The organism is Microvirga massiliensis, from assembly GCF_001006805.1.
Lineage (GTDB): Bacteria > Pseudomonadota > Alphaproteobacteria > Rhizobiales > Beijerinckiaceae > Microvirga > Microvirga massiliensis.
The window spans coordinates 337,407-349,932 of the sequence record NZ_LN811357.1 but is presented as its reverse complement, the minus strand read 5'-3'; the positions used below and the strand labels follow the sequence as shown (position 1 = coordinate 349,932).

Annotated in this window: 9 protein-coding genes and 1 pseudogene; 5 read left to right on the top strand and 5 right to left on the bottom strand. The window is 63.3% G+C overall.

Annotation, left to right across the window (positions count from 1 at the left end; genetic code table 11):
* Positions 1-32 precede the first annotated feature (32 nt).
* The 4 genes from adh to BN1233_RS23920 all read left to right on the top strand — a co-directional run bounded on the left by adh (position 33) and on the right by BN1233_RS23920 (position 3,999).
* Complete coding sequence (gene adh / locus BN1233_RS23935; RefSeq protein ID WP_046866091.1) at positions 33-1,550, top strand: aldehyde dehydrogenase; 1,518 nt, start codon at positions 33-35, stop codon at positions 1,548-1,550.
* A gap of 56 nt (positions 1,551-1,606) precedes the next feature.
* Positions 1,607-1,951: a DUF779 domain-containing protein gene (locus tag BN1233_RS23930; RefSeq protein ID WP_046866090.1), complete on the top strand. Its 345-nt coding sequence runs from the start codon at positions 1,607-1,609 to the stop codon at positions 1,949-1,951.
* A 173-nt stretch (positions 1,952-2,124) separates the two neighbouring features.
* On the top strand, positions 2,125-2,913 hold the full coding sequence (locus tag BN1233_RS23925) for an SDR family NAD(P)-dependent oxidoreductase (protein WP_046866089.1): 789 nt from the start codon (positions 2,125-2,127) through the stop codon (positions 2,911-2,913).
* Between the two features lie 66 nt (positions 2,914-2,979).
* Positions 2,980-3,999: an NADP-dependent oxidoreductase gene (locus BN1233_RS23920; RefSeq protein ID WP_046866088.1), complete on the top strand. Its 1,020-nt coding sequence runs from the start codon at positions 2,980-2,982 to the stop codon at positions 3,997-3,999.
* Positions 4,000-4,069: 70 nt separating this feature from the next.
* On the opposite strand, the gene BN1233_RS23915 is transcribed toward BN1233_RS23920, so the two are convergent.
* On the bottom strand, positions 4,070-4,705 hold the full coding sequence (locus BN1233_RS23915) for a hypothetical protein (RefSeq protein ID WP_046866087.1): 636 nt from the start codon (positions 4,703-4,705) through the stop codon (positions 4,070-4,072).
* A gap of 438 nt (positions 4,706-5,143) precedes the next feature.
* Here BN1233_RS23915 and BN1233_RS23910 point away from each other — a divergent pair, with 438 nt between their 5' ends.
* Positions 5,144-6,817: a methyl-accepting chemotaxis protein gene (locus BN1233_RS23910; RefSeq protein WP_046866086.1), complete on the top strand. Its 1,674-nt coding sequence runs from the start codon at positions 5,144-5,146 to the stop codon at positions 6,815-6,817.
* A 145-nt stretch (positions 6,818-6,962) separates the two neighbouring features.
* On the opposite strand, the gene pncA is transcribed toward BN1233_RS23910, so the two are convergent.
* From pncA to ku, 4 genes and pseudogenes are all read right to left on the bottom strand, one after another.
* Positions 6,963-7,592, bottom strand: coding sequence for a bifunctional nicotinamidase/pyrazinamidase (gene pncA, locus BN1233_RS23905; protein WP_046866085.1), 630 nt, complete (start codon positions 7,590-7,592; stop codon positions 6,963-6,965).
* Positions 7,593-7,973: 381 nt separating this feature from the next.
* A pseudogene (locus BN1233_RS23900) lies at positions 7,974-8,556 on the bottom strand (DNA-3-methyladenine glycosylase).
* Positions 8,557-8,608: 52 nt separating this feature from the next.
* Complete coding sequence (gene ligD, locus BN1233_RS23895) at positions 8,609-11,260, bottom strand: DNA ligase D (protein WP_082145621.1); 2,652 nt, start codon at positions 11,258-11,260, stop codon at positions 8,609-8,611.
* A 16-nt stretch (positions 11,261-11,276) separates the two neighbouring features.
* Positions 11,277-12,161 (bottom strand): non-homologous end joining protein Ku, encoded by an 885-nt coding sequence (gene ku / locus BN1233_RS23890; protein ID WP_046866084.1) that lies wholly within the window; start codon positions 12,159-12,161, stop codon positions 11,277-11,279.
* Positions 12,162-12,526 lie beyond the last annotated feature (365 nt).

The following is a 12,526-nucleotide window of genomic DNA, read 5'->3' as shown; positions in this document are numbered from 1 at the left end:
CAACGCCACTACGGCGTGCTCAGGAGGAAATGATGAACAAGCCAGAACTGCTTCGAACCGTCCAGCCGAAGTTCAAGGCCCGCTACGAAAACTTCATCGGAGGTCGTTGGGTCGAGCCCGCATCGGGCCGCTATTTCGACAACCGCTCTCCGGTCAACGGCCAGCTGCTCTGCGAAATCGCGCGATCGGATGCTACCGATGTCGAGCGCGCGCTCGATGCCGCCCATGCCGCCAAGGACAGCTGGGGCCGTACGAGCCCAGCCGAACGGGCGATCATCCTGAACGCCATCGCCCAGCACATGGAGGAGAATCTCGAGATTCTCGCCGAGGCCGAAACTTGGGACAACGGGAAGCCGATCCGTGAAACGACGGCCGCGGACCTGCCCTTGGCGATCGACCATTTCCGGTATTTTGCAGGCTGCATCCGTGCTCAGGAAGGTAGCCTCTCGGAGATCGACCACGACACTGTCGCTTACCACTTCCACGAACCGCTCGGGGTCGTCGGCCAGATCATCCCGTGGAATTTCCCGCTTCTGATGGCCTGCTGGAAGCTGGCCCCGGCACTGGCCGCCGGCAATTGCGTGGTGATCAAGCCGGCGGAGCAGACGCCAGCCTCGATCCTGATCTGGGCCGAGCTGATCGGTGATCTATTGCCGCCCGGCGTTCTCAACATCGTCAACGGCTTCGGCCTCGAGGCCGGCAAGCCGCTAGCCTCCAGCCCGCGCATCGCGAAGATCGCCTTCACCGGCGAGACCACGACGGGGCGGCTGATCATGCAATATGCCAGCCAGAACCTGATCCCGGTCACGCTGGAGCTTGGCGGCAAGTCGCCCAACATCTTCTTCAAGGATGTTGTGGTCGAGGACGACGATTACTTCGACAAGGCGATCGAAGGCTTCGTGATGTTCGCCCTCAACCAGGGCGAGGTCTGCACCTGCCCGAGCCGCGCCCTCATCCACGAGGATATCTACGATCGCTTCATGGAGCGGGCGCTCGCCCGGGTGCGGGCCATCGTCCAGGGCGATCCGCTCGATCCTGCCACGATGATCGGGGCGCAGGCGTCCTCCGAACAGCTCGAAAAAATCCTGAGCTACTTCGACATCGGTCGACAGGAAGGCGCAGAAGTCCTCGCCGGGGGCGAGCGCAGCAATCTGCCGGGCGATCTCGCGGGAGGCTACTATGTGAAGCCGACCGTCTTGCGCGGCCACAACAAGATGCGTGTGTTCCAGGAGGAGATCTTCGGTCCGGTGGTCTCGGTCACGACTTTCAAGAATGACGACGAGGCGCTGAGCATCGCCAACGACACGCTCTATGGGCTGGGCGCCGGCGTCTGGAGCCGTGACGTCAATCGATGCTACCGCTTCGGTCGGGCCATCAAGGCCGGGCGAGTCTGGACCAACTGCTACCACGCCTATCCGGCACATGCGGCATTCGGCGGTTACAAGCAGTCGGGCATCGGCCGCGAGACCCATCGCATGATGCTCGACCACTACCAGCAGACGAAGAACATGTTGGTCAGCTACAGCCCCAAGAAGCTCGGATTCTTCTGAGGTGCTACGGCGCGGGTCCCAGGCCCAGGGCCCGCGCCACTTGCTGGAGGGCGATCATGTCCGAACCCTTGCGTGTCGAGGCAACGCCGGCAGCATTGGCCTTGATCGAAGAGATCAAGGCCGAACACGGCCCGATCCTCTTTCATCAGTCCGGAGGATGCTGTGACGGCTCTTCTCCGATGTGCTACCGGCAAGCGGAGTTCATCGTTGGAGATCGGGATGTCCTGCTCGGCAGGATCGGCGATGTTCCCGTCTATATCAGCGAAGCCCAGTTCGAGGCTTGGCGACACACACGGCTGATTCTGGATGTGGTGCCGGGGCGCGGCGGCATGTTCTCCCTCGACAACGGCCGTGAACGGCGCTTCCTGACGCGCTCCCGTCTCCTCGCTGGCGAGGATTGAGATAAAGCTGCGGCACTGCGAGTCGGACGGAAAAGAGGCTTTGCCACGGCCTCATGTGTGCCTTCGCTTCGCCCGATCATGGTATCGGGTGTAACGAATGCTGGCAGTTGGCTCGAGTCGATTCACGCACACAAGCGCGCATGGGCTCGGCCGAGGTGGATCGAGGACCGGCGATGGAGCGGCGTTTCAGTGGCATGACCGTCATCGTGACGGGCGCGGCGCGCGGACTTGGGCGCGTGGCGGCCGAGCGCTTCGCGGCGGAGGGAGCGAACCTCGTCCTCGGCGACATCGATGCCGAAGGGCTTGAGGCGGTCGCGGGTGGTTTGCACGAGGGTGGCCATTCCGTTGAGGCCATGCCGGGCGACATTTCGCAGGAGGCGACTGCGGTTGCACTCGTGGAGGCAGCGCTGTCCGCATTCGGGCGCCTCGACATCACCATTAACAATGCCGGCGTGGCTCATCCCTTTCAGCGCTTGGCCGAGCTCGAAGGCGCAACGCTGGAGCGGATGCTCATGGTCAACGTCATGGGCATCTTCTACGGCCTCAAGCATCAGATCCCGGCCATGGAGCGCGGCTTTGCCGAGGCTGGACGAACCGGCGTCATTCTCAACGTTGCTTCCGTCGCAGGGCTCGTCGGCGCACCGCTCCTGTCCGCCTATGCGGCTTCGAAACACGCGGTCGTCGGGCTAACCAGGAGCGCAGCAGCGGAAACGGCGCGGCGCGGTGTTCGCGTCAACGCGATCTGTCCGGCCTTCACGCGAACCGACATGGTTGCCGGTTTCACCGACGCAATGTGGGGCACGCCGGATGATGCCATCGGCCGAATCGTCTCCTCGATTCCGATGCGTCGTCTCGGTGAACCGGAGGAGATCGTGCAGGGCATGCTGTGGCTCTGCAGCCCCGAGAACAGCTTCGTGACCGGGCAGGCCATCGCTCTCGACGGCGGCCTTTCCGCCGTGTGATCGGCGACGACTCCGAATATTACATGAGCCACAGCCATCTCATATCTCGCGACTGGAGAACGAGTCATGAGCGATGTGAATCGTAGAATCGTGCTGGCGTCCCGCCCCGAGGGTGAGCCGACGCCAGGGAACTTCCGGCTCGAGACGGCCCCGGTTCCCTCAATCGGGCCGGGACAGGTTCTGCTGCGAACGCGCTGGCTCTCCCTGGATCCCTATATGCGCGGCCGCATGAGCGCAGCGAAATCCTATGCCACACCCGTGGAGGTCGGTGACGTCATGGAGGGTGGCACGGTCAGCGAGGTCGTTGCATCCGAGAACCCGGATTTCTCCATCGGCGCGTTGGTGCTGAGCCATTCAGGCTGGCAGGACTATGCGGTCTCCGACGGAAAGGGCTTGCGGAGGCTCGACCCCGACGTTGCGCCGGTCAGCACCGCGCTCGGGATTCTCGGAATGCCAGGGATGACGGCCTATACCGGCCTTCTGAATATCGGACAGCCGAAACCGGGAGAGACCCTGGTGGTCGCAGCCGCTGCAGGGCCGGTGGGATCCCTTGTTGGTCAGATCGCCCGCCTCAAGGGTTGCCATACGGTCGGAATTGCGGGCGGCCCGGAGAAATGCCGCTATCTGCGCGAGGATCTCGGCTTCGATGCGACGATCGACCATCGGGCTCCGGATTTCGCGGCGCAGCTCGAAAGGGCGTGTCCGCAGGGAATCGACATCTACTTCGAGAATGTCGGCGGAGCCGTGTGGGATGCCGTCTTTCCGCTGCTGAATGAGTTTGCCCGCGTGCCGGTCTGCGGGCTCGTCGCACAATACAACGCCACGTCGCTGCCGGAGGGGCCCGACCGTACACCGCAGCTGATGCGCGCGATTCTGACCAAGCGTCTGACGCTCCGTGGCTTCATCGTCCGGGACTTCGCCACGCAAAGAGACGAGTTCGTGAGAGACGTCGGTGCGTGGCTTCGCGCCGGTCAGATTCGCTACAAGGAAGATGTCACGGAGGGGCTCGAGCGAGCCCCCGAGGCCTTCATCGGAATGCTGAAGGGCCACAACTTCGGCAAGACGCTCGTGCGCGTTTCATCCTGAAGCAATAGTTCCGTGGCTCGGCGCCCCTATTGAGGCGCCGAGCTGGAAATCGTTTCGCTGAACGGCGAACTTACCGGCAGACCAGCGGCAGTCGGCGCTTCCACCGCTCACCTGCGCGCAGGGGAGGCAGCGGCAGATTCTGGCGCTTCGCCTTGCGGCAGAGCGCTTGGTAGGCCCGCCGTTTTGCTTTCTTGCGCTGGTGCATGACCGCATCCGAACGCGCTGGCGAGAGGGTGACATGGCCTGTCGCGGGCCTCGCCTCGGAAACGAAGGCCGCTGGCGGGGACACAATCTGGTCCGGAACGTTCAGGCTACCGGTAGCCGGCGCGACGGGCTCCTGACGCGGCGCCTCGGGCTTGGATCTCCTGCGGCGGGGCACGCTGGTTTCGCGCCTGGCTTTGCGGAGGGCGGCTCGACGCTCCTCCTCCTCACGCTTCAGCAGGTCGACGGGATCAGGGAGCGTGAGGTCGGGAAGGATGCGAAGCGGCGCGGCCTGAGGAGCGCTCCGAAGCTGATCCGTCCGCTCCTCGGACGAGGCGGGCTTTGGCTCCGGAGCAGGAGGGGGAGCAACTCCCACGCTTTGCGCCGCCGCTGTCCAGTCGAACAGCACCGGTCTCGGCTGTGGCTTCGATTCTGGGGTAGACGGTAGCCGCTTGCCGGCTCGCTTGATCTCGACCGTGAACGACGGCCTCGCTCGATAGCGCACTCAAATGCTCTCGTAATTAGGGAAGAACGGTGTCGCCGCTCCTCGGCGAACGGCCCTCATGTAGGGCTTGCGAGATAACTTGTCCATGGGGCGAGTGTTCCCTTGATGCGGAGAAAATGGTTAACCAAGAGGAAATTGCGCAGGATGGCGCGGCGATCCAGGAACTATGGCCTAGGTCGGGGTGAACTCGGAAATTCAGTCAAGGATCTCGCAGAATGTAATTCTGAGTAGATCGCGAGCATAGATCAGCGATAACCGGTATGGGGGTATGTCAATTCCGTTCTGATCTCATCGAGTTCTTCTGCAGTGTAAGAAGCCTCTTCTGAAGAGGACCGGGCCCACCAGCCCACGGCCCGGCAGCAGTCAGAGCCGCTCCGGCTCCTGAGAAATGTTTAACCTCCACTTGGTATGAGCGATTCGAGGAGCGGGGGTGACTCGATGCGTTCATTGCGGGCGAAGTTTGTTCTGATTACCGGGTTATTGCTGGTAACGGGAGTTGGGTCGGGGGTCAGCAGCCTTTGGAGCAATGCCGTCCTGACTGAAAGCATCGCGCAGAATGTCATTCTGGCCCGTGCCACGAGCAACCAGAGCAGCGCGGATGTCATGCACGCAGCGCTCAAGGGTGATGTCTACCGCGCGCTCCATGCCGGACGCGTCGAACCGACGCTGCGGGAGAGCGTCGAGGCCGACCTGAACAAGCATCTCGAACAGCTCCGGCGGGCGATCGAGGGGAACAAGGCTCTCGATCTGAACCCGGAGATCAGAGCCGCGCTCTCGGATCTCGAAGCGCCAATTGCCGCCTATGGCAAGGCCGCCGCACACATAGTGAATATGGCGTTCGAGAGCACGCGGGATGCAGAACGGGCCCTGCCCGAGTTCGTCTGGCAGTACGAGGTGCTCGGCTTTGCCATGAACGCCGCCAGCAAAAGTGTCGAACTCGCAGCAAGCGAGGTCGCACAACGGGCCGGGATGCTCGCGAGTCTGACGAACTGGGTCAATCGGACGGCCGCCACGATTTCTGGCCTCGTCGGTCTCGGCCTCTGCCTCTTTCTGCTTCGTGGCGTTCTGCGCCCGATCAGCGTAATGACCGAGACGATGAAGACCTTGGCCGAGGGCGACAATGAGGTCGAAGTTGCAGGCGCCGCACGGAGCGATGAGATCGGCCGGATGGCACGGGCAGTCGAGGTATTCCGAGACAATGCGCGCGAGATGGCCCGGCTGAAGGCCGAGCAGGAACAGGCCCAGGCTCGGATCGATCATCAGCGCCGACAGGATCTTCTCGGATTGGCCGATCAGGTGGAGGCAAACCTCAAGCTGGTGGCGGGTGAAGTGTGCACCGCGGCTGAAGAAACCGCAGGCGCCGCTCAGACCCTGTCGCATTCCGTCGCATCGACGACCGAGCAGGCCAATGCTGTTGCAGCGGCGTCGCATCAGGCGGCATCGAACGTGCAAACGGTCGCGGCTGCCACCGACGAGCTCTCCGCGTCCTTCGCGGAGGTTGCCGCCCAGATCGACCGCGCCGCCAGCGTAGCGCGGCGTGCGACGGACGTAGCGCAACGCACGAATGCGACGGTCGAGGAGCTATCGATTTCCGCGCAGAAGATCGGCGAGGTGGTGCAGCTCATCAATTCCGTCGCCGCACAGACGAACCTCCTGGCTCTCAATGCGACGATCGAGGCCGCCCGGGCCGGTGATGCCGGCCGCGGATTCGCTGTCGTGGCTCAGGAGGTGAAGGAGCTTGCAAACCAGACCGCGAAGGCAACGGAGACGATTTCCAGCCAGATCGCGGGAATGCAGTCGACGACGAGCCACGCAGTTGCGGCCATCCAGGAGATCAGCGGAACCGTGCGCGACATCGATGCGATTTCGGCATCGATCGCGGCCGCCGTTGAAGAACAGCAAGCTGCCGCCCGCGAGATCGCCCGTAACGTGCAACAGGCAGCCCTCGGCACCCAGGAGGTCTCGAGAAACATCGAGCGCGTGAGCGGAACGGCAACGACGACCTCATCCGCGGCCTCTGCCTCGCTGAACGCGTCGAATCTGCTGCAGGAGCAATCACAAACGCTCGTGCATTCGCTCGACGAATTTCTCAGGAGATTGCGGGCTGCGTGATGGGGTGTGCGCTATCGTGATTTGGGTTGAGTGTTCTCCCTCACCCAGACGCCGCTTCACCTCTCCCTCGACGCGAGAGGCCGCCCGAAGGGGCGGGTGAGGGTGGCGGCGCCACCCTGAACAAGAAGTGCACCATCGATCAGAGCTACCGCCCGATCTCGTGCGAGCGGCGCACGTCGACTCCAGCCTCCGCGAATCGGTCCATCATGATCGCGTGTGATCGGTTGAGATCGATCGCGCGACAGGCATCCCCGACAACGATAGCATCGAGTTCGGCCGAACGGGCATCCAGTGCCGAGAAGCCGACGCAGAAATCGAGGGCGAGACCGACGAGAAACACGCGCTGAATTCCGCGCTCCTGAAGATAGCCGTTCAGGCCCGTTGGAGTCTGTTTGTCGTTCTCGCGAAATGCGGAATAGCTGTCGATCCCAGGACGGAAGCCCTTGCGGATGATTATCTGCGCGCGAAACGCCTCGAGGTCGGGATGAAATTCGGCGCCTGGTGAACCCTGCACACAATGCCGGGGCCACAGAACCTGAGGTCCGTACGGCATGTCGATCGTCGAGAAGGGTTCCATGCCCGGGTGATGGGCTGCAAAGGAGCGATGATCGTCCGGGTGCCAGTCCTGCGTGAGCACGACGGTCTGGAACAGAGGCATCAGCCGGTTGATCAAAGGAACGACTTCGCTCCCATTCGGCACCGCCAGGGCGCCGCCGTCGCAGAAATCGTTCTGGACGTCGACAACGACGAGTGCGTCCGTGGCTCCAAATGACATGACCTCGTCCTTCCTTTGTCGCGATATCGGCAGTTCGGCTCAAATGAGGCTCGATATCCTCGGCTGTAGCTTATCCGGGTCTGAAAGCTCCTCAAGGAGGTGTGGCCTCCGTCGACGGGTAGATTGCTTCGCCTGCGGCTCGCAAAGACGAAGAGGCAGCGGAAAGGGTGGTGCATCGCGCCTTCGGCTCGCAATGACGGTGGTGGGTCTGGCGCTTCGTTCCGTATCCGGCAGTGCTCTTCCCGCTCTCACGCCCTCTCCGTCATTGCGAACGCAGTGAAGCAATCTACCCGTCGACGGATGGTTCACCTCGCCCGCGACTCGCAACTACGAGCAATCCGACTGAAAGTTGAACCCGGAACCGAACCGCGGCTGTCCTTCTCACGCCGGGGTTGCACCCGTGCGCCTACTCCTTCCCGGAGGCGTGCCGGGAATCCGGCGGCTGAGGAATCGTGAGTCCTTGATCCCGAACCGCCAGGGGATCTCTGCCGCTCGCGTGATCCCGATCCGCGGGCCGGCAGCGATCTCGACCGGGCCGCCCGAGGATATCCGGAAAGGCGGCTTGTCGAGGCTCAGCCCGTTGTGGGCGCTGGTCACGCCGAGCGCTTGGCACAGCCGGCCTGGCCCGGAGCACAGGAGCGCGAGTTCGTCGAGCCCACGCCGTGCGCGCATCCGGCCGATCCCGGTCGTCGGCTCGAGCGCCCTGATCAGAACCGCCGCCCCGGGCTCGCAGACGAAGTTGAGGCACCAATGAATCCCGTAGGAGCGGTAGACATAGGCGCGGCCGGGCTCGCCGAACATCTGGGCATTTCGGGCCGTCGGGCCAGAGAAGCTGTGCGAGGCCGGTTCGGCAATAGGCCTCCGTTTCGACGATGATCCCGCCGACCTCGTCGACCAGAAGCGTCGCGCCGAGCAAGGCGCGCGCAACTGCGACGGGATCTCGAGCAAAGAAGGACTGGGCCAGGGAAGCGTCTTGCAAGGAGGGGAATTTCCACCGGGAGATCGGAGCGTCGGCTCTACCGCTTTTTCCGGCCCGATGTCGCGGATGGAAGCCCCTGATCGATTTCGCGTAGATTCGGCCATGGATCCTCGCGCAAATGGGCGAGACGCGTCGGAAGATTCGCGATCGTGAAATGGCTCGGATGGATCGACGGCGAGAGCTCGTCCCAGGCGAGGGGCGTCGAGACAGTGGCTCCGGGGCGCGCGCGGGTCGAGTAGGCCGCAACGGCAGTGGCGCCGCGGCCGTTGCGCAAATAGTCCACGAAGATCCGCCCGGCGCGAGCCTGCTTCGACATCGTCGCGATGTAGCGGTCGGGATCGTCTTTCGCCATTCCGGCGGCGAGTTCCTGCGTGAAATCCTTCACCTCGTCCCAACCCGCTTTGGGTTTGAGCGGAGCGACGACATGGAGGCCCTTGCCTCCCGTGGTCTTCACGAAGCTCTCGAGACCGGCAGCCCGCAATCGCTCCCGCACCTCGCGTGCGGCTTTGATCAGAGCGGTCCAGGGGATGTCCTCGGCGGGGTCGAGGTCCATGATGATGCGGTCCGGCTTCTCGATCGCGTCGATCGTCGAGCCCCAGGGATGGATCTCGAGAACGCCGGACTGGACGAGCGCGATCAGACCCTCGAGTTCCTCGATGAACAGAAGCTCTTCTCCACGGACGGTCTTGCGCCTGATGTCCTTCGCCATGCCCTGCCAGGAATGCTTCTGGAAGAAGCAAGTCGTGCCGGTCCCGGACGGACAGCGCACCAGGGCGAGAGGGCGCCGGACAACGTGCGGCAGAATGTGGTTCCAGACATCTGCGTAATATTCCGCGAGTCCCTGCTTGGTGAGGCCGATATCGGGCCAGAAGACCCTGTCGGGATGGGTGAGGTGGAACTCGCGTTCTGGCATGCTCTCGGCACTCCGCATAGCTAGGGCGGGAAATTCCCCGGCGACGTCCTTCGGGTCCTTGTCTTCCCGCAGGCCCTTGAACGAAGCGTGGCGAATGAGCCCGTCCGAAGTCCAGCCTCTGATCTCCACCTCCGCGACGAGCATTGGCTCCACCCAGCGTACACCACGGGCGGCTTCGGCCGATAGTCGACGCGCGAATGGCGGGGCAGGCCGCCGGAGCGCCTCGAGGTTGGCCCATAAGCTGCCGGCCAGCGCGCCCGTGAATCCCGTTCCGACCCGACCGACATGCACGACCTCGCCATCGTCGTAAGCCGCCATCACGAGCGAGCCGATGGCCTTTTGCGATGTTGTGGAGGGCACGTAGCCGGCTACGACGAATTCGTGACGCTGCGTGCATTTCATCTTCAGCCAATGCCGCCCGCGTCCGGCGAAATACGGCTTGTCCTTTCGCTTGGACACGACACCCTCGAGTCCGAGCCGGCAGGCATGGCGGATCATGACCTCACCATCTCCCTCGATGTGGCTGCTGAATCGGATCGGGCCATCTGCCGGGACGTCATCGAGGAGGCCTGCCAGCAACGTCTTGCGCTCAATGAGCGGCGTCTGCGTGAGATCCTGCCCGTCACAATAGAGAAGGTCGAACGCATAGTACACGAGGCGGTCCGTGCGCCCGGTCTTCAGATCGGCCTGCAACTCCGCAAAGCTCGAGACACCGGCCGCGTCCTCGACAACCACTTCGCCGTCGATGATGGCCGATGCGAGTTTCAGATCCAGAAAAGCCTTCGCGATCGGCAGGAATTTTTCGGTCCAGTCGAGGCCCTTGCGCGTCAGGAGCTTGATCGACCTTCCGTCGATCCGAGTCTGCAGGCGGTATCCGTCAAACTTGATCTCGTGGATCCATCCGGAGCCCGCTGGCGCCGTCTCGACCAGCATCGCAAGGCTCGGTTCGAGAAATATTGGGAGGAAGCCCTTTCGCGCACCAGTCGCTCGAGCCGGAGCCGGTCCGGATTTGTGCCTGCCTTGCGCGACCTTTGCGCGCGCGGCATGGTCTCCGCGAACGTCACCCGCCTTCGCTAGGTCATCGTTTGTCCGCCCGGAGATCACAGAGGTGGTTTCCTCCGCAGTGATCTCGACCTGCCCCGCTGCTCGCGCGAAACGATCATCGGCCTTCAGGAGCAGCCATTGCTCCTTCTTGTCGTGCGGACGCGGTCGCATTCGGACGAGATGCCAGCGGCCTTTGAGACGCTCGCCGTGGAGCGAGAATTCGAGATGGCCCTTCGCGTAACCCTCGCGCGGATCCCCGATGGGCTCCCAGCAGCCGCGATCCCAGACGATCATCGTGCCGCCGCCATATTCCCCCTTGGGGATCACGCCCTCGAAAGCCAGATATTCGAGCGGATGATCCTCGGTATGGATTGCAAGGCGCTTCTCGCCCGGCACGAGGCTCGGGCCCCGAGTGACCGCCCAGCTCTTCAGCACACCATCGAGTTCGAGCCGGAGATCGTAGTGGAGGCGCCGCGCATCGTGTTTCTGGATGCAGAAGCGACGGTCCGTGCCTGCGCGCGTCGTTCCTTTCGGCTCGGGGCTCCGGGTAAAATTCCGTTTCGCTTCGTAGGCTTGGAGCAGTCCCGACTCGCCTCGATCTGCCTTCGAGGACGTGCCCGTGATCGCCGAGCGTGCGACCGGGTCGGGACTCGTCCGTCGCGGCAGGTCCCGTCTGGTCGTGCCGGTTTTCGGCCGCTTCGAGGACGTGCAGGTCTTGCGGTCTTTGGGCATCGCGTGAGATCCCGCTTCAGCTCGCCTTGCGGATACCGGCACGACTCCTCTTCGATGCCGTCGCCTTGCGAGCGGACCGGCCGGTGCTCGTCATCGGGGGCGTCTTCTTCGCGACGGTAGCCGGCTGCTCGGCATCGATGCTGCGGCGGAGCGCATCCATCAGGTTGACCACGTTCGAGGGTCTTGGCGCCTCGCGTGCTTTCGGAGCCTTGCCGCCCTGCTTCGTGCGGATGAGCTCGATCACGGCATTCTCATATCGGTCCTCGAAACGGCCAGGATCGAAATCCGCCGCCTTGGTGTCGATGATGTGTCCCGCGAGATCCCGCATCTCGGCAGGGAGCTTCAGGTCTGGAATGTCGTCGAAATACGCGTCCTCGCTTCGGACCTCGTAAGGAAACCGGAGCAGCGTCGCGAGGATGCCCTTGCCGAGCGGTTCGAGGAGAACCATCCATTCCCGCCGGGCGATCACGAGCCGCGCCACGCCCGCCCGGCCCTTCTCGCGCATGGCATCGCGGATCACGGCAAATGCCTCCTGCGCGACCTTGTCGTCAGGAGCAATATAATAGGGGCTCTCGAGATAGCGCTGATCGACCTGATCGCGTGGAACGAAGCTTTCGATATCGATCGTATGACTGCTCTCGATGCGGATCGCCTCGAGCTCCTCGTCCTCTATGAAGACGTGGGAGCCTTTTCCGACCTCGTAGCCCTTGACCTGCGCGTCGGTCTCCACGGGCTCGCCGGTTTCCGAATCGATGAACTGCCGCTTGACCCGGTTTCCGGTGGCGCGGTTGAGCGTATGGAACCGCACCCGCGCCGATGAACTGGTCGCCGGATACAGCGCCACTGCGCAGGAAACCAGGGACAACTTCAAGTATCCCTTCCAGTTCGCCCGTGGCGCCATTGTATACTCCAACACAACTACTTGGTGGGGCGAGTCTTGAATGTCCACGGCAGAGTCGATCTGATCCGCGTGCGACTCAAACGCGACTCTCGGGCGAGTCGTTCCGAATCAGTTTTGACTCTTCACCTCGGCGCGAATACTTGCCCCCGCCTCGGACGGCTCTGTGGAATTGAGAGCCAGGTCTCGGAAGGCAGGCAGACACTTCTGCCCCGACGTCGCGAGCCGCTTGCCTGGCGAATGCCCAAGGGTCCCAGGTGCGGCGTGGCTCGAAGGCAATGCTGCCGAATACGGCAGAGCTGTCTTGCCAAGTGCGCACGCCAAACCCATCTCCCTTGCGCGGGGACGACCCCGCGCTTCCCGAAAAC